Annotated in this window: 13 protein-coding genes; 6 read left to right on the plus strand and 7 right to left on the minus strand. The window is 69.5% G+C overall.

Translation table 11 applies throughout. From position 1 onward, the window contains the following. Positions 1-5: 5 nt before the first annotated feature. From OG947_RS10530 to OG947_RS10555, 6 genes are read left to right on the plus strand one after another with little or no spacing between them, the layout of a single operon-like run. Complete coding sequence (locus tag OG947_RS10530) at positions 6-1412, plus strand: FAD-binding oxidoreductase (protein ID WP_328813877.1); 1407 nt, start codon at positions 6-8, stop codon at positions 1410-1412. Then, positions 1409-2173 carry a decaprenylphospho-beta-D-erythro-pentofuranosid-2-ulose 2-reductase gene (locus OG947_RS10535; RefSeq protein ID WP_328813879.1) on the plus strand — a complete coding sequence of 255 codons (765 nt, stop codon included), beginning with the start codon at positions 1409-1411 and terminating at the stop codon, positions 2171-2173. The genes OG947_RS10530 and OG947_RS10535 overlap by 4 nt, the downstream gene beginning before the upstream one ends. An 8-nt stretch (positions 2174-2181) precedes the next feature. Next, positions 2182-4068 (plus strand): galactan 5-O-arabinofuranosyltransferase, encoded by a 1887-nt coding sequence (locus tag OG947_RS10540; protein ID WP_328813880.1) that lies wholly within the window; start codon positions 2182-2184, stop codon positions 4066-4068. Then, entirely contained in the window at positions 4065-5780 is a 1716-nt protein-coding gene (locus OG947_RS10545) for a glycosyl transferase (protein WP_328813881.1), read from the plus strand. Before OG947_RS10540 ends, OG947_RS10545 begins: the two co-directional genes overlap by 4 nt. A 47-nt stretch (positions 5781-5827) precedes the next feature. Continuing rightward, complete coding sequence (locus tag OG947_RS10550; RefSeq protein ID WP_442973107.1) at positions 5828-9097, plus strand: arabinosyltransferase domain-containing protein; 3270 nt, start codon at positions 5828-5830, stop codon at positions 9095-9097. Between the two features lie 50 nt (positions 9098-9147). Then, the gene (locus OG947_RS10555) at positions 9148-12459 is read left to right on the plus strand and encodes an arabinosyltransferase domain-containing protein (protein WP_328813883.1); all 3312 of its coding nucleotides are present in this window, start codon (positions 9148-9150) and stop codon (positions 12457-12459) included. 10 nt (positions 12460-12469) lie between these two features. Here OG947_RS10555 and OG947_RS10560 read toward each other — a convergent pair whose 3' ends face one another. The 7 genes from OG947_RS10560 to OG947_RS10590 all read right to left on the minus strand — a co-directional run bounded on the left by OG947_RS10560 (position 12470) and on the right by OG947_RS10590 (position 25245). Next, positions 12470-13729: a lipase family protein gene (locus OG947_RS10560; RefSeq protein WP_328813884.1), complete on the minus strand. Its 1260-nt coding sequence runs from the start codon at positions 13727-13729 to the stop codon at positions 12470-12472. Positions 13730-13753: 24 nt separating this feature from the next. Then, positions 13754-15295, minus strand: a complete 1542-nt coding sequence (locus OG947_RS10565; protein ID WP_056443109.1) for an acyl-CoA carboxylase subunit beta — start codon at positions 15293-15295, stop codon at positions 13754-13756. Continuing rightward, positions 15292-20460, minus strand: coding sequence for a polyketide synthase Pks13 (gene pks13, locus OG947_RS10570; RefSeq protein ID WP_442973108.1), 5169 nt, complete (start codon positions 20458-20460; stop codon positions 15292-15294). The genes OG947_RS10565 and pks13 overlap by 4 nt, the downstream gene beginning before the upstream one ends. Before the next feature lie 29 nt (positions 20461-20489). Next, a complete protein-coding gene (gene fadD32 / locus OG947_RS10575) occupies positions 20490-22385 on the minus strand; it encodes a long-chain-fatty-acid--AMP ligase FadD32 (protein ID WP_027507279.1) in 1896 nt (631 codons plus the stop codon). Between the two features lie 196 nt (positions 22386-22581). Further along, positions 22582-23586, minus strand: a complete 1005-nt coding sequence (locus OG947_RS10580; protein ID WP_328813886.1) for an LLM class F420-dependent oxidoreductase — start codon at positions 23584-23586, stop codon at positions 22582-22584. Between the two features lie 113 nt (positions 23587-23699). Further along, positions 23700-24689: a cutinase family protein gene (locus OG947_RS10585; protein ID WP_081821493.1), complete on the minus strand. Its 990-nt coding sequence runs from the start codon at positions 24687-24689 to the stop codon at positions 23700-23702. A 10-nt stretch (positions 24690-24699) separates the two neighbouring features. After that, a complete protein-coding gene (locus OG947_RS10590; RefSeq protein ID WP_027507276.1) occupies positions 24700-25245 on the minus strand; it encodes a DUF732 domain-containing protein in 546 nt (181 codons plus the stop codon). Between the last annotated feature and the right edge of the window lie 2 nt (positions 25246-25247).

Raw genomic sequence — 25247 nt, forward strand, 5'->3', positions numbered from 1 at the left:
GAACGATGTCCATCACCGAATTGCCACCCACCAGTGCGCGCACCCTCACCGGGTGGGCACGTACCTCGCCCACCACGGCGCAGGTGCTGACCACGTCCGATCCCGAGGTCGTGGCCGCCGCCGTCCTCCGCGTCGCGGAGCAGAACGAGAGCAAGCCGTCCCATCTACGGCGCGGCGTCATCGCCCGCGGACTCGGCCGTTCGTACGGTGACAACGCGCAGAACGGCGGCGGGCTCGTCGTCGACATGAGTGCTCTGAACCGCATCCACTCGATGGACGCGCAGACGCACATCGTCGATGTGGACGGCGGCGTGAGCCTGGACCAGCTCATGCGCGCGGCACTGCCCTTCGGTCTGTGGGTCCCCGTGCTCCCCGGCACTCGTCAGGTGACGGTCGGCGGCGCCATCGGGTGCGACATCCATGGCAAGAACCATCACAGCGCCGGCAGCTTCGGCAATCACGTGCGCTCGATGGAGCTGCTGCTCGCGGACGGCACCGTCCGCCACATCACTCCCGACGGCGCCGACGCGCCGCTGTTCTGGGCCACGGTGGGCGGCAACGGCCTCACCGGCATCATCCTGCGCGCGACCATCGAGATGACGCCGACCGAGACCGCGTACTTCATCGCCGACGGCGACGTGACGGCGAGCCTCGACGAGACCATCGCGATCCACAGCGACGGCAGCGAGAGCCGGTACGACTACTCGAGCGCCTGGTTCGACGCCATCTCGGGACCGCCGAAGCTGGGACGCGCGGCGCTGTCCCGCGGATCGCTCGCGACCCTCGACCAGCTGCCCGCGAAGTTGCAGAAGGATCCGCTGCGATTCAGCGCGAAGCCACTGTTCACGTTCCCGGACGTGTTCCCCAACGGCCTCGCGAACAAGTACACGTTCGGACCCATCGGCGAGCTCTGGTACCGCAAGTCGGGTACCTACCGCGGCAAGGTGCAGAACCTGACGCAGTTCTATCACCCGCTCGACATGTTCGGGGAGTGGAACAGGGCCTACGGTCCGGCCGGATTCCTGCAGTACCAGTTCGTGGTGCCGCCGCAGGCCGTCGGGGAATTCACGAAGATCATCCACGACATCCAGCGCTCGGGCCACTACTCCTTCCTCAACGTCTTCAAGCTCTTCGGACCGGGAAATCAAGCGCCACTGAGCTTCCCGATCGAGGGCTGGAACGTCTGCGTCGACTTCCCGATCAAGGAGGGTCTCGGCGCGTTCGTCGCGGACCTCGACCGGCGGGTGCTCGAGTTCGGCGGACGTCTCTACACCGCCAAGGACTCCCGGACGTCCGCGGACACGTTCCACGCGATGTACCCGCGCATCGACGAGTGGATCGCCGTTCGGCGATCCGTCGACCCCACAGGCGTTTTCGCCTCGGATATGGCCAGAAGGTTGGAACTGCTGTGACGATCGATGCTGTGGGCGACCCGCAGACCATTCTCGTACTGGGTGGCACGAGCGAGATCGGCCTCGCGATCACCGAGGAGTACCTCTCAACGTCGTCGGCCCGCGTGATCCTCGCGGCACTGCCGCACGACCCGCTGCGTGACGCGGCCGTCGCGCAGCTGACGGCCAGGGGCGCGAAGTCCGTCGAGGTCATCGACTTCGATGCGCTCGACACCGCGTCGCACCCCGCGGTCATCGACGAGGCCTGGTCCAAGGGCGACGTCGACGTCGCGATCGTGGCCTTCGCAGTGGACTTCGACCCGGAACTGCTGTGGCAGGACCAGAACAAGGCCGTGCTCACGGCCAACATCAACTACACCGCGTCGGTGTCGGTGGGTGTGCTCCTCGGCGAGAAGATGAAGGCGCAGGCCTTCGGCCGCATCATCGTCATGTCCTCCGTCGCGGGCGAGCGCGTGCGCCGCTCCAACTTCGTATACGGCTCCACCAAGGCCGGACTCGACGGGTTTTACCTCGGCCTCGGGGAAGCCCTGCGCGAGTTCGGACCTCGCGTCACCGTCATCCGTCCGGGCATGGTGCGCACCAAGTTCAGCGCGCACGTCAAGGAAGCACCGCTGACGGTGGACAAGGAGGACATCGCCAAGCTGGCCGTGTCCGCGTCCCGCAAGGGCAAGGATCTGGTGTGGGCTCCGGGGCCCTTCCGCTTCGTCATGATGGCGCTGCGGCACGTCCCGCGTCCGATCTTCCGCAAACTCCCCATCTGAGCAGGGCCATGCCGAACAGAGTCATGCGGACGGCTCTGAGTACCAGCGCAGAGGCCGTCGTCGCGGCAGTCGTCGCGGCCGTGGTGGCGGCGGTCGGTCTGTACGCCTTCTCCCTGGTGCAGTGGCCGGCATTCAACTCCTCCAACGTGACTCGCGCCGTCGCGACGGTCGGCCAGGTGGCTGCTCTCGCCGTGCTGGCCGCGTCGGTGGTGATGCTCCGGCTGCGCCGCTCCCCCCGTGTCGCGACCCTGCTGTCGTGGATCGGCCTCTCCGGATTCGTCACCGTCACGCTCGGCATGCCGCTGGCCGCCACGAAGCTGTACCTGTTCGGCATCTCGGTGGATCAGGAGTTCCGCACCGAGTACCTCACTCGCCTCACCGACTCGCCGGCACTGGCCGACATGACGTACGCCGACCTCCCGCCGTACTACCCCGCAGGGTGGTTCTGGGTCGGCGGCCGGGTCGCGGACGCGCTCGGCATGGCCGGGTGGGAGGCCTACAAGCCTTACGCCATCGCCACCCTCGCCGTCGCCGCCGTGGTCTCGCTCGTACTGTGGCGCAGTCTCGTTCGAGCGGACCTGGCAATACTGGCCGCGCTGGGCGTGACGGCCCTGATGCTGGCCTACGGTTCGCCCGAGGCCTACGGCGCCACCATCGCGGTCATGATCCCGCCCATCCTCCTCCTCGCCTGGGGCGCCCTGCATCGACCGGACTCGAGCAGAAGAGGTTGGGGGGCCGTCATCGGCACCGGCCTGTTCCTCGGTGTCGCCGCCATGGTCTACACCCTCTATCTCGGTATCGCGGCCTTCACCGTCGTGCTCATGGCGGTGGTCGCGGCGGTGCTGCGGTACCGGGAGAACCGTTCCCTCGCAGCCCTGCTCGATCCGGCACTCCGCCTCGTCGTCATCGCAGGCATCTCCGGTCTGCTCGCGCTCACCGTCTGGGCGCCGTACCTGCTCGCGTCGCTGACGGGCAGCACCGCGGAGAGCGGAACCGCTCTGCACTACCTGCCGGAGTCCGGCTCCGAACTGCCCTTCCCGATGGCGGAGTTCACCCTGACGGGCGCACTGTGCCTCGTCGGCACTCTGTGGATCGTGGTGCGGGTCCGCGATTCTCGCCGAGCGCAGGCCCTGGGTCTCGGCGTCGTCGCCGTCTACGGGTGGTGTCTGCTGTCGATGCTCGCCACTGTCGCGGGTACCACCCTGCTCGGCTTCCGACTCGAGGCGGTGCTGGTGCTGATCCTCGGCGCCGCGGGCGTGTTCGGCTTCGTGGAGGGCGCTCGGGCGCTGTACCTGGTGGCGAGTGAGTCGCCCCGGGTCCGAACCGTCTCCGTCGCGGTCGGGATCGTCGGCGCCGTCGCCTTCGCCCAGGACATCCCCCACGTCCTGCAGAACGAGATCACGGTGGCGTACACGGACACCGACGGCGACGGAGTCCGTGCCGATCAGAGACCACCGAGCGCCGTGTCGTACTACGGCGAGGTCGACGCGGCACTCCAGGAGGCGCGGCCCGGTCCGCGGACCGACACGGTGTTGCTCACCTCGGACACGACGTTCCTCGCGTACCACCCGTATTTCGGGTTCCAGGGGCTGACGTCGCACTACGCGAACCCGCTCGCCGAGTTCGCCGCCCGCGCCGACGCCATCGAGTCGTGGAGCGATCTGCGCAGCAGCGACGAACTGATCGCCGCCCTCGATGCCCTGCCGTGGCGCGCCCCCGACGCGTTCCTCTTCCGCCGCGGCGCCGACGGTTACACGTTGCGTCTCGCGGAGGACGTGTACCCCAACGATCCGAACGTGCGCCGCTACACCGTCTCCTACCCCGAGTCGCTGTTCGACGACCCTCGGTTCGAGATCCGCGAGATCGGTCCGTTCGTCCTCGTCGTGCGCACGTGACCGCCCGCCGGGCGGACCTCCTCGCTGCCACCGTCTACACGCTGCTGTCCGTGCTGGTGCTGCACAACCAGTGGCAGCACCTGCAGTCGCAGTACCTCCGTTTCAGCGGCCAGGACCAGACCATGTGGGAGTGGTTCTTCGCCGTGACCGCCCGCTCGGTCACCCATCTCGACAACCCGTTCTTCTCCGACCTGCAGAACGCGCCCGACGGCGTGAACATGATGGCCAACACCGCGATGCTCGGCCTGTCGGTACCTCTGACACCGATCACTCTGGCCTTCGGACCGGCGGCCACGTTCACCCTCGCCCTGACGCTCGGGCTGGCGACCACCGCTTACGGGTGGTACTTCCTGTTCTCTCGCACCGTGATCCGGTCACGTGCGGCCGCGGGTCTCGGCGGGCTCCTCTGCGGGTTCGCGCCGGGCATGATCTCGCACGCCAACGCCCACCCCAACTTCGTCGTGCTCGGAGTGCTGCCGTTCATCCTGTATCTGCTCGTCCGAATGGCCGACGCGGAGAACACTCGCCGTCGCCGTCACGCCGTCGTCCTGGGTCTCCTGGTGGCGTGGCAGGTGATGCTCGGCGAGGAGCCGCTCCTCGTCTTCGCGGTCGCCGTCGCCCTGATCACGGTGCTGTACTGGGTGTTCCGGCCGCGCCGGTTCGTCCCCATGGTCCGGCACGCGGCCCTGCCCGTGCTGGGTGCCGCACTGCTGACAGCGGTGCTCGTCGCGGTACCCCTGTGGTGGCAGTTCCGCGGGCGACAGCACTACAGCTACCTCGACCACAATCTGCCCGGGAACGATCTGGTGTCACTCGTCCGGTTCCCGCCCCAGTCGCTCTGGGGTGCAGCGTTTCCGATGGACGACGTCGCCCTGAACCCCACCGAGCAGAACGCGTACTTCGGCATCCCGCTGCTGCTTCTCGTCGTGGTCTCCGCCGTGGTGCTGCGCCGCCGTCCGATCGCGGTGGCCGCCTTCGTGTCGATCCTGATCCTCGGCGTCGCCTCACTGGGCGTCGCCCTCGTGGTCGACGGGACGGAGACCGGCATCGCCCTGCCCGGCGAGTACCTCGACCGGATCCCGCTCCTGCAGTCCGTCCTCGAGACCCGGTTCGTACTGGCCGCGGTGCCGGCCATGGCGCTGCTGATCGCGATGGTCACCGATCACGTCCTGACCGCACCCGCGTCGCGCCGCGTCGCCGTGGTGTGGACGGGCGCTCTCGGCGTCGCACTCGTCCCCCTCGCACCGACACCGCTGCCGACGGCCGACCGGGGAGAGACCCCGTCGTTCCTGGCGGACGGGACGTGGCGCGAGTACGTCGACACCGACGACCCGGGATCGATCGTCACCGTGCCGGTCCCGAATCCCGGCACCGCCGCAGCGCTGCGCTGGCAGGTGGACACCGGGCTCGAGTACCGCATCGCCGGTGGCTACTTCGTCGGACCGAGCGGACAACCGGACGGGGAGGCGAAGTACGGCGCGATCGATCGACCCACCGCGAAGCTGCTCGGCACCGCGGGACGCACCGGCATCGTCCCGACACTGAACGACGATCAGCGACGCACGGCGCGAGAGGACCTCGCGTTCTGGGATGCCGACGTGGTGATGCTGCCCCCGACCGAGAACCAGGACGCACTGCGCGACACCGTCGACGATCTGCTGGGTCGCACCGCCACCGAGATCGACGGCACGTACGTGTGGGACGTCCGCTGACGGTCGCGGATTCTGGCGGGGCGGGTCTCGTCGCCTAGCATCGTGGCGTGCCGACAACCGCCGAGACGACGACCGAACCACCGGCCCCGGCGTCGAGACCGAGTCGATTCGCCTTCGGGAAGGCCGGAGGCCGGTCGGGACAGTTCGCCACCACGCGCATCGTCGCGATCGTCACGGGTCTGCTCGGCACACTTCTGGCGATCCTCACTCCGCTCCTGCCCGTCGAGCAGGACGCCGCGTCCGTCACCTGGCCGCAGGACGGCTCGTTCACCAGCGTCGAGACGCCCCTCGTCTCGTACAACCCGCTCTCGCTGTCGGCCACCGTCCCGTGTTCCGTTCTCGCCGACGCCACGCCGGGCAGCCTGGTGCTGTCCACCGTCGCGCCGCAGTCACCGGATGCCCGGCGCGTGGGCCTCGTGGTCACACGGACCGACGCCGGCGACGTCACCGTCGTGCTGCGCGACCAACTGCTGCTCTCGGTGCCCGCGGACACCGTGGCCGGCTGCGATGCGCTCACTCTCACCTCGACGCCGGAGAGCACCACCGCGGCGGTCGGCGATCTCACCGGCACGGCCCCGGGCGACGTGCGCCCCCAGACCGTCGGGGTGTTCAGCGACCTGACCGGATCCGCACCGGCCGACATGTCGGTACGCATCGACGTGGACTCCCGGTTCTCCTCATCACCGTCGACGCTGAAACTGCTCGCGATCGTGCTGGGGTCGCTCCTGGTCGTCGCGTCGCTGGTCGCACTGCACCGGCTCGACGACGCCGACGGCCGGCGCGCACGGCGGTTCTTCCCCCGGCACTGGCTCCGGGTCACCGGCGTGGATGCCGTGGTCGTGGGGACGCTGCTGCTGTGGCACGTCATCGGCGCCAACACCTCGGACGACGGATATCTGCTCAACATGGCGCGGGTCTCCGAGCACTCGGGATACATGGCCAACTACTACCGGTGGTTCGGCGTGCCCGAGGCGCCCTTCGGCATGCCGTACTACGACATGCTGGCCGCACTGGCCAAGGTGTCGACCGCCAGCCCGTGGATGCGCCTGCCCGCGCTGATCGCGGCCGTCCTGTGCTGGCTCGTCATCTCTCGGGAGGTCATCCCGCGCCTCGGTCGCGCGGTGCGCACCCGACCGGTGGCCGTGTGGACGGCCGGTCTGGTCTTCCTGGCCTTCTGGCTGCCCTACGACAACGGCCTGCGTCCCGAGCCGATCATCGCGCTCGGCGCTCTGCTCACCTGGTGCTCCATCGAGCGCGCGATCTCCACCGGGCGCCTGCTGCCCGCGGCCGTGGCCGTGGTGATCGCCGCCTTCTCCCTCGCTGCCGGACCCACCGGCCTCATCGCAATCGCCGCGCTGCTGGCCGGCGCGCGCCCGGTCATCCAGATCGTCGTCCGTCGGCGCCACGCCGTCGGACTGCCCGCGCTGCTGGCCCCGATCCTCGCGGCGGGCACCGTGGTGCTGTTCGCCGTGTTCGCCGACCAGACCGTCGCCTCCGTCCTCGAGGCCACCCGTGTCCGATCCGCGGTCGGACCCAACGTGAAGTGGTTCGACGAGCGGTACCGCTGGGACGCTCTGCTCAACATCTCGCCCGACGGATCGCTCGCCCGCCGCTTCGCCGTCTTCGCGATGCTGCTGTGCCTCGTGACCTGTCTCGTCGTGATGCTGCGTCGCGGCGGCCGAATCCCGGGAACGTCGACCGGTCCGTCCCGCCGCATCCTGGGCATCGTCGCCGGAGCCCTCGCCCTCATGATGTTCACGCCGACCAAGTGGACGCACCACTTCGGCGTCTACGCCGGGCTCGCAGGGTCTCTCGCCGCGCTCGCCGCCATCGCCGTGATGTCGGCGACGGAGCGTTCACCGCGCAACCGGACTCTGTTCACGGCCGCCGTCCTGTTCCTCACCGCGCTGGCGTTCACCGGGTCCAACGGGTGGTGGTACGTCTCGAGCTACGGCGTGCCGTGGTTCGACAAGCCCCCGTCCATCGCAGGCAAGGGCTTCGCGACGCTGCTGCTCGGGCTCACCGTGCTGACGCTCGCGTACGCCGCGTGGCAACACTTCCGCGCGCCCTACGTCGGCGCCCAGCCGGCGCGGACCCGCCGCTTCAGCGGGGCCTCGCTCACCGTCGTGGCCGGCCTCGTGGTGCTGTTCGAGGTGTTGTCCCTGCTCAAAGGGGCGGTGTCGCAGTACCCCGCGTACTCGGTGGCCCGGTCCAACGTGAACTCGATCCTCGGTCAATCGTGTGGCCTGGCACGCGACGTCCTGGTGGAGACCGATCCGAACGCCTCGATGCTCCAGCCGCTGAACCCGGAGCCGGGCGCCGACCCGCTCGCCGGGACCGCCAGCGTCGGCTTCACCCCGAACGGCGTCGCCGGCGATCTGAGCGCCGATCGCGAGAGCTCGGGTGCGACAGGCGGAGCCAACTCGGTCGACCCCTCGGACACCGATCAGCAGGCCACCGCGAACAGCGCGGGCACCGGGGGCGGCACCACCGCCGGCACCGGCGTCAACGGCTCGCGGATCGCGCTGCCGTTCGGGCTGGACCCCGCGACCACGCCGGTTCTCGGCAGCTTCGGCTCCGGTGACGCCGCACCGGCGAGCCTCACGTCCGGCTGGTACGCGCTGCCCGACGCCGCGCAGCGAGACTTCCTGTCCGTCACCGCCGCGGGTCGTATCCGCTCGGTCGACACCGACGGCATCGTCACCCCGGGGCAGAGCCTCGAGGTGGAGTACGCCACGGTCGGGGCGGACGGTGCCGAGGAGATCCTCGGACGCGTCGCGCCCATCGACATCGGCCCGCAACCGTCGTGGCGCAACCTGCGGGTCCCCCTCGACCAGGTCCCGCCGACCGCGAACGCTGTGCGACTCGTCGCCTCCGACGAGGATCTGGCGGGCGACCAGTGGCTCGCCGTCACCCCGCCGCGCGCACCGCGGACCACCGTTCTCAACGACGTCGTCGGGTCCACCGACCCGGTGCTGCTGGACTGGTCCGTCGGACTCGCGTTCCCGTGCCAGCGGCCGTTCGACCACCGCTACGGAGTCGCCGAACTGCCGGAGTGGCGCATCCTGCCCGACCGCAACGGTGCCGAGTCGACCAACGCCTGGCAGGACTCCGTCGGCGGCGGCCCTCTGGGCTGGACCGGACTGGTCCTGCGCGCGGAGACGGTACCGACCTACCTGGCGGACGACCTCCGTCGCGACTGGGGATCCCTCGAGCGCTATCTGCCCCTCGACCCGGACGCGGTGGCCGTCGAACCCGACGTGACCACGTCGTCGCGTTCGGGCATCTGGTCGCCCGGACACATCAAGTACCAGTAAGTAACCAGCGGGTGCAGCAACCGGATCACGGTCGCATAACATCGGGAGCCGTGCCCGACGCCCTCACCTCTTCGCCGACCGCGCCGACACCTGCCGGCCCGGATCGCTCGGTGGACGTCCGACAGCAGTACCGCACCACCCGCCTCGTGGCGATGGTGGCGGGGGTTCTCGGTGTTCTCTTCGCGATTCTGACCCCGTTCCTTCCGGTCACGCAGGACGACGCCGTCGTCCAGTGGCCGCAGGACGGCACCGTCGACAGTGTCGATGCACCCCTGATGTCCCAGGTGCCGGTCTCGATGTCGGTCTCCATCCCCTGCAGCGCCGTCGCGGACGTGCCGGCCGCGGGCGGCATCCTCCTCTCCACCGCGCCGCCGCAGGGCGAGGGCGCCGCGCTGAACGCGATGTTCGTCCGCGTCGGCGAGAACACGGTCGACGTCCTCGACCGCAACGTCGTGATCGTCTCCGCCCCACGCTCCGAGGTGCAGTCGGCCGCGTGCGGGGCGATCACCTTCACGTCCACCATCGATGCCACGTCCGCGTCGTTCGACGGGCTCGTGGACGCACAGGGAAATCCTCGCGCGGGTCAGCTCGGCGGCGACCTGCGGCCCCAGGTGGTCGGCGTCTACTCCGACCTCGCCGGCAGCGCCGCGCAGTACCCGGGCCTCGACGTGTCGATCGCCGTCGACTCCCGTTTCTCGTCGTCGCCCACCGTGCTCAAGCTGCTCGCCATGGCTGCCGCCATCGCCTGCACGGCGCTCGCACTGAGTGCGCTGGCCAGGCTCGACGGTGTCGACGGCCGCACCCACCGCCGCTTCTTCCCCGCGCACTGGTGGAGGGTCACCGGTATCGACGCGGTGGTGGTCGGCGCACTTGCCGGCTGGCACTTCTTCGGCGCCAACACCGCGGACGACGGGTACCTGCTCACCATGGCCCGCGTCTCCGAGAACGCCGGCTACATGGCCAACTACTTCCGCTGGTTCGGCGTCCCCGAGGCGCCCTTCGGCTGGTACTACGACGTGCTGGCCGCGTTCGCCAAGATCTCGACGGCGAGCCCCTGGATGCGCCTGCCCGCGCTGATCGCCGGCATCCTGTGCTGGCTGGTCATCAGCCGCGAGGTGGTCCCGCGCCTCGGGCGCGCGGTGCGCGTCAACTCGGTCGCCGTCTGGACCGGCGGACTGGTCTTCCTCGCCTTCTGGCTGCCGTACAACAACGGGCTGCGTCCCGAGCCCGTCGTGGCCCTCGGCGCCCTGCTCACGTGGTGCTCCGTCGAGCGCGCCATCGCGACCGGACGGCTGCTCCCCGCCGCCATGGCAGCGCTGATCGGCGCCTTCACCCTCGCCGCCGCACCCACCGGCCTCATGTGTGTCGCCGCGATCCTGACGGGCATCCGGCCGCTGGTGCGCATCGTCGTCAAACGGCACCGCATGGTCGGGACGCTGCCGCTGCTGGCACCCATCGCCAGTGCCGGCGTGCTGGTCCTCATCGTCGTCTACGGGGACCAGACCTTCGCGGCGGTCCAGGAGTCGACGCGTGTGCGCACGCTCATCGGTCCGAACCTGCCCTGGTACAACGACTTCCTGCGGTACTACTACCTCTTCGTCCAGACGGTCGACGGATCGGTCGCCCGCCGCTTCGCCTTCCTGACCATGCTGCTGTGCCTCTTCACCACGGTGTTCGTCCTGCTGCGTCGCAAGCGGATCCCGGGCGTCCCGTCCGGTCCGGCGTGGCGTCTCATCGGTGTCGTCTTCGGCACCATCTTCTTCATGATGTTCAACCCGACGAAGTGGACCCACCACTTCGGGGTGTACGCCGGCATCGCCGGTTCGCTCGCGGCGCTCACCGCCGTCGCGGTCTCGGCCAGTGCACTGCGGTCGCGGCGCAACCGCACCGTCTTCGTCGTCGGTCTCGCCTTCGTTCTCGCACTGTCGTTCTCGGGCATCAACGGGTACTGGTACGTCTCGAGTTACGGCGTGCCGTGGTTCGACAAGGTGGTCTCGGTCAAGGGGATCCAGTCCAACACCGTGCTGCTGATCCTGTTCTTCGCCGCCGTCGGACTCGCGGCATGGCACTATCTCCGCGAGGGATTCGCTGCGCCGCAACCGAAGCCCGGAACCGAACGCGGGCGGCGCATCCGCAAGTTCGCGGCCGCGCCGCTCACCGTGGTGGCCGGGTTGCTGGTCCTGTTCGAGATCCTCTCGCTCCTCAAGGGTGCCGTCTCGCAGTACCCCGCCTACTCGCTCGGTCGCTCCAACGTGCAGGCGTTGGCCGGCAACAGCTGCGGACTGGCCGGGGACGTCCTCGTGGAGTCCGACCCGAACGCCGGTGTGCTGTCGCCACTTCCGGGACCGGTGGACACTGCCACGGGCCCACTGGGCGGCGCCGAGCCCGTCGGCTTCACACCCAACGGCATCCCCACCGACCTCAGTGCCGACGCCGTGGAGGTCAAGCCCGGACAGGGCAACACCGACCAGCAGTCCGTGGGCGCGTCCTTCGAGGAGGGCCAGTCCTCCGGTACCGCGGGTGGTGTCGGCGCCGCCGGCGTCAACGGCTCCACCGCGCGCCTGCCCTTCGGGCTCGACCCCGCCACGACACCGGTCCTCGGCTCGTACCAGACCGGGGTGCAGACACCGGCCTACGCGACGTCGAGCTGGTACGGCCTCCCCGCGCGCAGTGACGACGCGCCCCTGGTGGTGGTCAGTGCGGCCGGCCGCATCTGGTCCGAGAACCAGGAGACCGGCGAGAACACGTACGGTCAGTCGCTCCGCGTCGAGTACGGCGTCCGGCAGCCGGACGGCTCGGTGCAGGTCCAGGGCGACTACCTCCCCAAGGACATCGGCCCGGCACCGTCGTGGCGCAACCTGCGCATCCCGCTCGACGAGCTCTCCCCCGATGCGGATGCCGTGCGTGTGGTCGCCAACGATCCCAACCTCACCGGTGACCAGTGGCTGGCCTTCACGCCGCCCCGCGTGCCCGTGGTCGTCCCGCTGCAGGAGGAGATAGGCACGACGCAGCCCGTCCTGCTGGACTGGGCCGTGGGGCTGCAGTTCCCGTGCCAGCGTCCGTTCGACCATCTCGACGGCGTCGCCGAGGTGCCGAACTTCCGCATCCTGCCCGATCGCGGGTTGGCGGTCTCGTCCACCGACACGTGGCAGGCCGCGGAGAACGGTGGCCCGCTGGGCTTCACCGAGATGCTGGCGACACCCACCACCGTCCCGACGTACCTGAACCACGACTGGGGACGCGACTGGGGTTCGCTCGAGCGCTACGACAGGTTCGATCCGAGCGCGTCCGCAGCGACCGTCGAGGTCACCGAGCAGACCCGGAGCGGGCTGTGGTCGCCGGGGACGCTGCGGGTCTACTAGACAGCGTTCGTCACCCTGTGGGATCCGCCGGCGCGATCGGCGACGGGTGTGAGCACGAGTTCGGCGCGGGGACGCCGTCGAAGCGGTCCTGCAACCAGTCGACCGCCACCAGCCCGCCGACCTTCGCCGTGTCCTGGTGTGCCACCTGGCCGATCCAGGCGACGTCGGACTCGGGAGACGGTGCGGAGCAGGCCGTCCGGGCCAGCAGCGCCGTCGTGTTCGGGAGGACGACCGTGTCGGCGAGGCTCTGGACGACGAAGAGGGGTACGTCGACGCGCGAGAGGTCGATTGCCTGATCCGCTGCGGCGGCAGCCCAGTCCGGGTTCTGCATGGGGTCGGAGTCGAAGAACTGCTCCCCCTCGGCGCGCTCGAGCAGCAGTTCGGGCAGTTCGTCCGTGATGCACCCGTCGGCCAGCGACCGGTATCGCGACATCGCCGCGTCGCCGAGCACCCCCTCGAGCGGCAGGTCGGGATACACGACCGGCCACGAGACGGCGACGCTGGGCCCGATCCCCCACGCCACGAACGTGTTCCACTGCTCGGAGAACAGCGGACCCAGCAGCGCCGCGGGCGCTGCCGCCGCCGCGCCCACCGACCGGAGCTCGGGCGCGTAGTCGGCGAACATCGCCGTGCCGATCGCCGCGTGACCGCCCTGCGAGTGCCCGAACGTGGCGTACACCGAACTCGCTTGCGCCGGAGCGTGATCGCGCGCCGCCCGCACCGAGTTCAGAACGTCCTGCGCCTCGCTGCGGGCGATGAGATAGTAGGTGTCACCGGCAGTGCCGAGGCCCGTGTAGTCGGTCGCCGCGACGACCCACCCGCGCGCCATCACGGACGGCAACCAGTTCGTGAAGTCCAGGGTGTCCATCGTCGGGTGGTACCGCCGCGACGGGGTGCACTCGTCTCCGAAGCCGAGCGTGCCGTGAGACCACGCCAGAACCGGACGACCACCCGGCGGCGCCGGTGCCGTCGGCACGATGAGCATTCCGGACGAGACGGCGGGCGACCCGTCGGGACGCTGGGTGCCGTAGAGCATCCGGTAGGCCGTGCCGCCGGGCACGTCCAGATCGTCGATCGGCTCGATGCGGATCAGCTCACCCGGCGCGGCAGGCGTGTCCGGTGACTCGTAGAACGACGCGATCGACTCCTGGAACCGCGCATCGTCGCGAGACGTCGTGGACGACCGCGTGATCACCACCGCCACCACCGCGGCCACCACCAGCACCACGACCGCTCCGACGCAGGCCAGGACGACCACGGTCCGTCTCATGGCAGCACGATAGCCCCGGCGGAACTAGATCGGGAACAGATGCTGCTTTCTCGGTCGCGGTTCCTTGGCCTTGTCGCGCAGGATGTGCAGGGCCTTGCGGATCTCGAGACGCGTGGTGGACGGCTCGATCACGGCGTCGATGTAACCGCGCTCGGCGGCCACCCACGGCGTCGCCACGTGCTCGTTGTAGAAGTCGATGAATCCCTGACGGATCGCCGGAGCATTGTCGCCCGCCTCGGCCAGCTGCTTGCGCGCCATGATCGACACCGCACCCTCCGCGCCCATCACCGCGATACGTGCTGTGGGCCAGGCGAAGTTGATGTCGGCGCCGAGCTGCTTCGACCCCATCACCGCGTATCCGCCGCCGTACGACTTGCGGATCACGACGGTGACCTTGGGGATCGATGCGCACACGTACGAGAAGATGAACCGGCCACCGCGCTTGATGACGCCGATCTTCTCCTGCTCGAGCCCCGGCAGGAATCCCGGTGTGTCCGTGACCAACACGAGCGGGATCTCGAAGGCGTTGCAGATGTTGATGAAATGAGACGCCTTGTCGCTGCTCGCCGCGTCCAACGCGCCGCTGAGGTGCATCGGCTGGTTGGCCACCACTCCCACCGGACGACCGTCGACGCGGGCGAACCCGACGATGATGTTGGACGCGGTCTGTGCGGTGAGTTCGTGGAAGTCACCGTCGTCGAAGATGCGCAGCAGGATCTCGTGCATGTCGTACCCGGCGTTGTCCGAGTCCGGCATGAAGGTGTCCAGCGAACGATCGTCGTCCGTGATGGTCGGCTCGAGACCGGGGTTGATGACCGGGGGCTGCTCGTGGCAGTTCGACGGCAGGTACGACAGGTACTTGCGCACCCACTCGAACGCTGCCTTCTCGTCCTGAGCCACGTGGTGCACGTTGCCGTACTCGGCCTGCTTCCGGGCACTCCCGAGATCGTGGAGGCTGACGTCCTCGCCGGTGACGGACTTGATGACGTCCGGGCCGGTGACGAACATGTAGGCCTCTTCGGTGGCCACGATGATGTCGGTGTTGATCGGCGCGTACACGGCGCCGCCGGCGCACTTGCCCAGGATCACCGAGATCTGCGGGCACATGCCGGACAACGGTTCCTGCCGACGACCGAGCTCCGCGTACCAGGCCAGCGACGTGACGGCGTCCTGCACACGCGCGCCGCCCGAGTCGTTGATACCGACGCACGGGCAACCGACGTCCGCCGCGAACTCCATGATGAGCGCGACCTTGCGGCCGAACATCTCGCCGACGGTGCCGCCGAACACGGTCTGGTCGTGCGAGAACACGGCGATCGGTCGGCCGTCGACCGTGCCGTGGCCGGTGACCACGCCGTCGCCGTACAGCGAGTCCTGGTTGCCGGGCGCGCGGACGAGGGCGCCGATCTCGACGAAGGAACCCGGATCGAGCAGCATGTCGATGCGCTCGCGCGCACTCGGAATGCCCTTCTTCGCGCGCTTGGCGATGGCGACGTCCCCTGCGGGTTCCCGCGCCACCTCCAACTTCTCGCGCAGTTCGGCCAGCTTGGCGGCAGTGGTGCTCACGTGTGCGACTCGCTTCCCTCCGGCGTGATCGACGCCGAAATGTCTCGCATCTTGCCCGTCAGATCCGCGGCGATCGCGCGGATGTACGGCTCGTCGATCACCGCGAGGTGGTCACCGCCGATGTGCACGATGTCCAGATTCGGTGCGAACGGCGCCCAGCCGCCGTGCGGCTCCCGCTTGCCGAGCCGAGGCTCGAGCGCGATGGCGTCGTCGTGGTACTTGTCCGCCATGTAGAGCGTGACGTCCCCGTCGTAGTGCTGGGGCCGGGCGGTCTGGATCGCGCGGTTGTCCAACCAGGACGTGCGCTGGTGCTCGATGATGCCGCTGGGGATCTTGGCGCTGCTCATCTTGACCATGTCCATGATGATCTTGATCTGGCCGTCGTCGTCGGCCTGTGCCAGCTTCTCGTACGGCAGCGGGTAGTCGACGTTGTAGAGCTTCTTGCCCACCTGCGCGTAGCGCTTCCAGCGGAGCTCGATCTCCTCCGGGGTGTCCGGGATCGGCTCGTACGGCATGACGGTGTCGATGAGCCCGACGTAGCGCACGTCGGCGCCCTCCTCGCGGAGCATCGTCGCGACGGCGTACGAGAGCACACCGCCGAGGGACCAGCCCATCAGCACGTACGGCCCGTCGCCCTGGATCTCCCGGAGCAGGGGCAGATACTCGCGGGCGCGATCCTCGATCGGTCCCTCCGTGCGCTCGAAGCCGTACATCGGCGTGTCCGCCGGGAGTCGCTTGAGCAGCGGCTCGTACACGACGCACGAACTGCCCGCGGGATGGAAGACGAACACCGGCACCGCGGTGGAGCCCTCCGGGCGAGCGCGCAGCGTGCGCACCAGTCCGGTGACGTCACCCGACTCGAGGAACGGCCGCACCACGTCGGCGAGCTGCTCGATCGTCTCCGAGTCGAGGATGTCGTCGAACGTGATCTCGCCCTTCGACCGCTCGCTCAGACGCTCCGCGAGCTTCTCGGCTGTCGGATCGTCCAGCACGGGAAGGGGATTGAAGATGCCCCTGGCGGACTGCCCCGTCACGACGGCCCACGTCGCGAAGGTGAGGCGCTCCGCGGCGTCACGCGGTGCGACGTCCGTCCCGGTCGCCTCCGCGAACGACTGTGCGTCGCCCACGTCGGTCACCGCGTCGGACACGGGCGCCTCGAACGCCGTCGCCGTGGTCGGGCCCGCCTGGCCGCTGTCGGATCCCGGTACGGTCTCGTCGACCGCCGTCTCGGGCTCGGCGATCACCGGATCCGGCTGTGCGACAGGGGGTTCCTGCTCGGGCGTCTGATCGGCGGCCTGTTCGGCCGTGCGCTCGCGTTCCTGCTGCTCGGCGAGCGCCGCGACCTCCTCGCGATTGTCCAGCGCGTAGCGGAGGTACTTCTCCACCTCACGCAGGCTGGCGTCGCGCACGGCCTGCAACTGCACCTGGGGGATGTCGAACTCGAACTCCACGCGGTTCTTGATGCGCACGGCCATCAGTGAGTCGAGACCCAGTTCGATCAACGGGATCTCGGCCGGCACATCCTCCGGCGCGTACCCCATCGACTCGGCGACGATGATCGCGAGACGATCCTCCATCGTCTGGGTCCCGTTCGGGATCCAGCGATCGCCGAAGTCGTCGACGACCTCGGGTTCCTCCTCCACGAACGGAGCCGCCGCGGCGGAATCGCCTGCGGGAGCCAGTGATCCGACACCGCCCGCCGCGGTGACCACGGCGTCGGCGACCGGCACGAAGAGGGTGCCGTCGTTCCAGTGCACCTGGAGGGACGCACCGCCCGGATGCGGGGTGAGCGTGGTGGTGAGCGAACCGGTGGTGGGCACGGGGCGCTGCGTGACCACGGCGCCGACCGTCACGTCGCCCAGCACCTCGCCGGCGAGTGTCGACACCAGATCTCCGATGGCGGACACACCGGCCACCGGTGTCTCCCAGACGACGCGGCCGTCGGGCAACGCGACTCGCGCGCCCCCGGCGCTGCCGCTGCCCAGATGCACCGCGGCGTCGATCCAGTGGTGTTTGCGCACGAAGGCGGTGCGTGGCAGGTCCGCGTACTCGCCGGGTCCGAACAGACTCGACAGCGTCACGGCATGGCCGTGCACGTAGAGGTCGGCGAGTGCGGCGAGGAACGTCGCGGGCTCGCTCTCCTTGCGCTTGAGCGTCGCGATCAGCGTCGCGTCCGGGACACCCGTCGCCCACGCCGTCGCGGCGACGGACATCAGCGCCACCGGATTGGGCGACAACTCCACGAAGGTGGTGTAGCCGGCATCCACGGCCAGCTTGACCGCCTGGGTGAACCAGACGGGATGGCGCATGCCCTTGGTCCAGTACTCGACACCGTGGATCGGCTCGTGACCCGCGCGGTAGAACGCTTCCCTGTCCACCGACGAGAACACCGACACGGCGAGTGGGGTGGGCTCGATGCCCATCAGTTCGGCCGCGAGCTCGCCCAGCAACGGATCGACGGCCGACGTGTGTCCGGCGCCCTTCACGTCGAGGATGCGGCCCATCTTGCCGAGCGACTCGGCGTACTCGACCAGCTGTCGCACCGGCTCGACCGGTCCGCCCACGGTCGTGTGCGTCGGCGCTGCGTACACGCTGGGCTCCACCCCGGGGAAGCGGTCGGTGAGATCGGCGACCTCCTGCGCGGAGAACTCCACCAACGCCATCGCGCCGGCCTCGGCGTCGCCGAGACCTTCCTGGCCCTCGCCGAGCAGTCGCGAACGCGCCACGATGATGCGCACCGCGTCCTCGAGGTTCAGACCACCGGCGGCGTACGCGGCGGCGACCTCACCCATCGAGTGGCCCACCACCGCGGTCGGCGCAGCGCCGTACGCACGCAGCGTCTCGACGAGCGCCACCTGGATCGCGAAGATCCCGACCTGCGAGTTCTCGAAGTCGTACGTGAGCGAGTCGTCCGAGACGATCGCCCGGATCGAGTACCCGGACTCGTCCTCGATGAGTGCGTCGACGCGATCGAGCGCCGCGGCGAACAGCGGCTCGGACGCGTAGAAGTCCTTCGCCATCGTGCGGTGCTGCGCACCGAAGCCGGAGAACACCCACACCGGGCCGTTGGACGCGGGCGCGTCGGCGGAGAAGACGCCGGGGCCCGGCTTGTTGTCGGCGACGGCGCGCAGTCCGGCGACGGCCTCGGCACGCGTCGTGGCGAGCACGACGGCGCGGGAGCGCCCGTGATTACGACGGGCGAGGGACCGACCGAGAGCCTCGAGGTCCGTGGTGCTGCCGACCTCGGACTCGATCCAGTCGGCCAGATCCGATGCCGCACGACGACGGCGCGACGGCATGCTCGCCGACACGGCGAGGAGAACGGGTCCCGGCTCCGGCGCCTCCTCGGACTCGGCCGGAGACGCCGACACACCCGCGAGTACCCGCTCGATGTCCGCCGGCGTCTCCTCGGGAACGCCCACGGGCTCCCCGATCAGCGCTTCCGGATCGACCGCTGTCGAATCGAACTCCGGCGAATCGAACTCGGGTGCGTCGGCAACGCTCGGCGCCGACGCGGCGGGAACGTACTCGCGGACCACGACGTGCGCGTTGGTGCCGCCGAAACCGAAGCCGGAGACACCGGCGATGGCGGTGCCGGAGTACCGGGGCCAGTCCGTCGCGGTGTCGACGACGCGGAGCCTGGCCGCGTCGAACGGAATGTAGGGGTTGGGTCCGGCGTAGTTCAGGGACGGCGGCACCTGGTTCTCGCGCATCGCGAGGATCACCTTGATGAGCCCCGCGGCGCCCGCGGCACTCTCGAGGTGGCCGAAGTTCGTCTTCGCGGAACCGAGCAGCGCGGGCTTGTCCGCGTCGCGTCCGCGGCCGACGACGCGACCCAGTGCATCGGCCTCGATGGGGTCGCCGAGGATGGTGCCGGTGCCGTGCGCCTCGATGTAGTCGACGGTGGTGGGCACGATGCGGGCGTCGCGGTAGGCGGTCCGCAGGACGTCGGCCTGGGCGTCCGGGTTGGGCGCGGCCAGCCCGTTCGAGCGACCGTCCTGGTTGACCGCGCTGCCCGCGATGACCGCGAGCACGGTGTCCCCGTCGCGCTCGGCGTCCTCGAGACGCTTGAGCACCACCAGGCCGCCGCCCTCCGAGCGGATCATGCCGTCGGCGTCCGACGAGAACGCCTTGATGCGGCCGTCGGGTGCGAGCACGCCGGTCTGCCCGAATCCGAGCGTCGCGGCGGGCGAGAGCAGCATGTTCACGCCGCCGGCCAGGGCCAGGCTCGACTCGCCGGTGCGGAGGCTGCGCACCGCCTGGTGCACGGCGACGAGGGACGACGAGCACGCGGTGTCCAGCGCGACGGACGGCCCGCGGAAGTCGTAGAAGTAAGACACGCGCCCCGCGACGACGGCGGTCGACGTGCCGGTCAGTGCATAGGGGTGCGGGTCGGGATCGCTGACGGCGATCATCTGGTAGTCGTTGGTCGACGTGCCGATGAAGACGCCGACCTGCGTGCCCTTGAGTTCGTTGGCCGGAATCCGCGCGTCCTCCAGCGCTTCCCACGTGAGCTCCAGCGCGAGGCGCTGCTGCGGGTCGACGTTGGCCGCCTCGCGCGGCGACATGGCGAAGAACTCCGCGTCGAACGTCTTGACGTCGTCGAGGTACCCGCCGCGGGTCACCGTCTTCTCCACCGCCTCGGCGATGGCACGGTCGCCGAGGAACTCGGACCACCGGCCCTCGGGCAGATCGGTGATGCCGTCGCGTCCGCCGGACAGCATGTCCCACATCTCGTCCGGCGTGTGGCCGGCACCCGGGAAGCGGGTGGACACGCCCACGACGGCGATGTCGTGACTGTCGTCAGTGGTGCCGGACAGGTAGAACGCGTCGTCGGTGGTGCCGCTCTCCGACTCGGGCTCCCCGTCGATGATGCGTGTCGCGAGCGAGGCGATCGTGGGGTGCTGGTACGCGACCGTGGCCGTCAGCGTGACGCCGACCAGATCCTCGATGTCGCCGCTCAGCGCCACGGCGTCGCGGGACGCGAGACCGAACTCCTCCATCGGACGGTCGTCGGAGATCTCCGAGACGTCCTTGCCGGTGGCCTCGGCGACCCAGGCGCGGAGCCAGTCCCTCAGCTGCGCGACGGTCATGTCGCCCGCCTGCGGGGCCCTGGCGTCACCTGTCGGCTCCGGTGCGGACGTCGTTGTCTCTTCTTCAGCCATCAGCTCGCCAAACTACCCGCGTCGGGTGATCAGTCTTCGGGATTGTCGGGGAACGCCGTCTGCTGGTAGCCACCACGCAGCGTGCCCTCGATGTACGCCGCCTTGCAGGCCCGACGCGCGATCTTGCCGCTGGACGTACGCGGGATCGAACCGGCGGGAACCAGGAGGATGTCGCGTGCCGTCACGCCGTGGCGAGTCGAGATCGCCGCACGCACGGTGTCCGCGATGGGCTGCGGATCCGCCTTGCCGGCGCCCGGCGCCCGCTCGGCCACGATGACCAGCTGCTCCGACGAGTCACCCGGGTCTCGGGTGAGTCCGGCGCCGCCGTGCTCGAAGACGAAGTCGGGAAGCTGGTTCGCGGGCACGGCGAAGGCCGCCACGAAACCGGGGCGCAGGGCCGTGCTCGCGTCCTGGGCGGATGCCTCGAGGTCCTGCGGGTAGTGATTGCGGCCGTCGACGATGACCAGGTCCTTCACGCGACCGGTGATGTAGAGCTCGCCGTCCACGTAGACACCGAAATCGCCGGTGCGCATCCAGTTCGCGCCCTCGGCCGCACCGTCGGCGTGGCTGTTCTCCGTCTGGCGCGAGACCAGCTTGTTGTGGAAGGTCTCCGAGGTCTCCTTCTCCCGACCCCAGTAACCCTTGCCGATGTTCTCGCCGTGCAGCCAGATCTCACCGACGTGCCCGTCGGGAACCTCGGACGCGGAGTCGGCGTCGACGATGGCGGCCCACTGGCTGCGTGCGACGTAGCCGCACGACACCTGCGGAATGGAGTTGGGCGTTCCCTCGGCGACCTGGACGACACGTCCGGAGTTGAGCTCCGTGCGGTCGACGTGGATGACCTTGGCCTCGTCCGAGTGCTTGGTGGAGGAGACGAACAGTGTCGCCTCCGCCATGCCGTACGACGGCTTGATGGCCGTCTTCGGCAGTCCGTACGGCATGAACGCGTCGTTGAACTTCTTCATCGACGTGGTGGTGACCGGCTCGCTGCCGTTGATCAGGCCGATGACGTTGGACAGGTCCAGCGACTCGCCGTTCTTCGGCAGGCCGCGCTGTGCCGCGTGCTCGAACGCGAAGTTCGGTGCGGCCGCGAACGTGCCGGCACCGTCGGACACGGCGGCGAGTTCCTTGATCCATCGCCACGGCCGCTGCACGAAGGCACGCGGGCTCATGATGGTGATGTACTTGCCGCCCAGCGCCGGCAGGATCACCGTGAGCAGGCCCATGTCGTGGAACAGCGGCAGCCACGTGACGCCGCGCGAGTCGTGGTTCAGCTCGATCGCGTCGACCATCTGCAGGGCGTTGACGCCGACGGCGCGGTGCGTGATCTCCACACCGGCCGGCACGCGGGTCGATCCGGACGTGTACTGCAGGTACGCGATCGCGTCGATGTCGGTGGGCGGCTCGGTCCAGGTGGCGCCGACGCTGTCCGGGATGGCGTCGACCGCGATGATGCGGGGGCGCTGCGCTGCGGGAAGAGCGCGGAAGAACTGGCGTACACCGGCGGCCGAGTTGGTCGCGGTGAGGATCGCCGACGGCGAGCAGTCGTCGAGCACGGCGTGCAGGCGGTCGCTGTGTCCGGGCTCGTCCGGATCGAAGAGCGGTACCGCGATGGTGCCCGCGTACACGGCACCGAAGAACGCCACGACGTAGTCGAGGCCCTGCGGAGCGAGGATCGCCACGCGGTCACCGGGCGACGTCACCTGCTGCAGGCGCGCGGCCACGGCGCGCAGACGGGCACCGAACTGCGACCAGGTGAGCTCGTGCACCTCACCGTCGCGCTCCCGCGAGTAGTCCACGTAGCGGTAGGCCAGGTCGTCGCCGTTGTCCGCGACGTTCTGCTCGACGTGGCGGACCAGCGTCAGATCCTCGCGGATCACGATGTTGCCGGTGTCGTCGACGAAATCGTCGAACGAGTTACTCATCATTCTCTCCTCCGAAGCAGTGCGACACCGCCGGCTACACGACACCGCCCAGTTCTAATGTGGGCGCGGTCTGCTGGATGCACGCGCTCGTTCTCGAGCGTCGTCATCTTACTCACCGGTAAGTCTCACCGGTCCCGCTCACCGATCGTGACAGCGAGAACCACAAGCATGGTACAGACCCGCCGAGCGACGACCGTCATTCTCCCGCCAGCAGCGGAATGACCGGAGCGAAGGCGTCCATCTGCGTCGGGAAGACACCGACGTACGACATGGTCGTCCGGGCCCGCACGTTCCGGATCTGGTCCGCGATCTCCTCGAAGCTCCCGATCGCGATGTACGGCGACTCCAGGATCTGCTCGACGGTCAGACGGGTGTCGACCTCCATGTTGGGCGGGAAGCCGTTGTCGAGCGCACCGATGACCATCTCCGCCGTCTGCTCCCGATCGTCCGAGATCAGGATGGTCGTGATGGTCCAGTTCAGCTCGATGTCGGCGAACCGGTCGCCCGCAGCGGCGCGGATGAGCTCGACGCGCTCGATGCTCTTCTCCATGGTGATCTCGGACAGCTTGAGCTTGCCCTCGCGCGTGGTGCTGGGGACCAGGGAGATGATGTCGGCGTGCTTGGCTGCCATCGCGAGCATCTTCGGGCCGCCGCCGCCCACGGCGATGGGAGGCCGGGGGCCCTGGCGCGGCCGCGGGCTGCCCTGCAACCCGTTCACCTGGTAGTGCTTGCCCTGGAAGTGGCACTCCTGCCCACGCATCAGGGTGTCGAGAATGGTGAGCGACTCGTCGAGCTTCTCGATGCGCACACCGGGGCTCTCGTAGGCCATGCCCGCCTTGTCGTACTCCTCCTTGAGCCAGCCCGCACCGATTCCCAGCTCGAGCCGTCCGCCGGAGATCTGGTCGATGGTCGTCGCGTCCTTCGCCAGCACCGCCGGGTGACGGAAACCGTTCGCGAGGACTGCGGTCCCGAGGCGGATCTTGTCGGTGGCGACGGCCAGCGCGCCGAGCGCGGCGATGGGGCCGACCTGGTTGCCCAGGTGGTCGGGAATCATGAAGCTGTCGAAACCCAGCTCCTCCGCCTTCTGCGCCAACTTCACGAAACGCCGTGCGCCGCCCTCGTCCGGGTTGCCCTCACCGCCTGCCGCGAAGCGGAACGTGCGCAGTGGCGCAGTGGTGGCCGCGGCGTCGGCAGAACTCATGAATTTTCTCTCCTGCAGCGTCGAGGGAAGGTGCGGTGGCCGGAGTCGAAGCCGACTCGCCACTCTAACCGTTACCGGCTCGAGACCAAAGTTGCCCCGCGCAGCACCTTCCGTCAGCTGTGAGCAGGCGTCGGAGCCGACGCGACGAGCCCCGCCGCCCAGTTCGCCGTCCACTGTGTGGCGGTGGTGCCGGCGTCGTCGACGACGTACCGAGCGTAGTTGCCGTGCACCGGATTACCCGCCGCACCGGCCAGTGCGGTCAGCGACGACGGGATGTTCCGGAGCGACATCGCCTCGGGCGGCGCCGCGCAGATGAGGTCGCCGGGAGCGCAGATCGAGAAGGTCCGATCGGCGAGCGCACCGAACCCACCCTGGCGGGCACCGGTCATGGTGATTCCGGGTACGTCGAGACCGCCGAGAGCCACCTCCGCGCCCACGCCGTCCACCGGCGGGCCGATCTGCTGCGCGCTGGTGCCGTCGCGTCGGCCGTCCGCGATGACGGTGACGCCGAGGACTCGCTCCGCCGGAACCGGACCCGCCCCTGCGCCGATCGACGCGGCGAGATCGCCGACGATGACTGCTCCCTGCGAGAACCCTGCGAGCACGTAGGACGTGAGCGGGCACTCCGAGGACCGCTGCGCCAGGATCTCGTTCGCCTTCGCGGCGCCCTCCGACCGGCTGACGTTGTACGAGGCCTGGCCGTCGGGCGGGAACGCGATGGGATTCGAGAACTGCGCGACGTACGGAACCGTGTAGACCTCGGCGCGCTCGGGGCCGAACTGCTGCTGCAGCGGCTGAGTCACGTTCAGCATCAACGAGATCGGGTTCGCGGTGGGAGCGTAGGGATCGTCCGCCGCGTTCGACTCCCACGTGCCCGGCACCGAGAGCACGAACACGTCGGGGCACGACGCCGGCTGCGAGGTGGGCGGCTCGGCGCCGGGAACCTGCGGCTCACCGGGACCGGGTGTCGTCAGTCGACCCGCGAGCAGGTACCAGAGCAACAGCAGGACGAGGACGACGACGAGCGCGACCGCGAGCAGGACGAGCAGTGTGCGCGCCACCGAACGCCGACGCGGCGGCCCGGGCCGACCGGATCGTGTCACGAGGCGCCGCCTATCCGCAGTACGTCGAGCGCGCGACGTCGACGTACGTCTGTGCGGTCCGCGACGCGTCCTCGGCGCTGATGGTCGCACCGGACGCCGACGCCTCGGCACCGACGTTCGCGGTGACGAAGGTGAGGACCTGGTCGTCCGCCACACCCTCGGACTGGGCGGCGCAGATGTAGCTCGCCGTGCCGATGGCGATGTCGCCGTTGCCGGCCACCGTGACGCCGCGGGACTTCAGAGCGTCGAGGAACGCGGTTCCACGTGCGTCGATCGGCACCTCGGTCGGGCCGGGGAAGCCACTGGGCACCGGCTCCGCCTCGTCGGGAGCGGTCGCCGCCGCGCCCGGACTCGTGGTCGCGCCAGGCGAGGTCGACGTGGCGGACGCGGACGTGGAGGTCGGCGCCTCCGTCGTGGTCGCAGCGGCGGTGGCGCTCGACGTGAGGGACGGCGTGCTGCTGGCCGAGGAGTCGTCGCCGCCGCACGCGGTGAGCAGAGCACCGGCCGCGACGGCCAGCATCACGGGAGCGACGGTGGTGGCGAACCTCGAGGTCACGA

Origin of the sequence: Rhodococcus sp. NBC_00297, from assembly GCF_036173065.1 — a bacterium.
GTDB lineage: Bacteria > Actinomycetota > Actinomycetes > Mycobacteriales > Mycobacteriaceae > Rhodococcoides.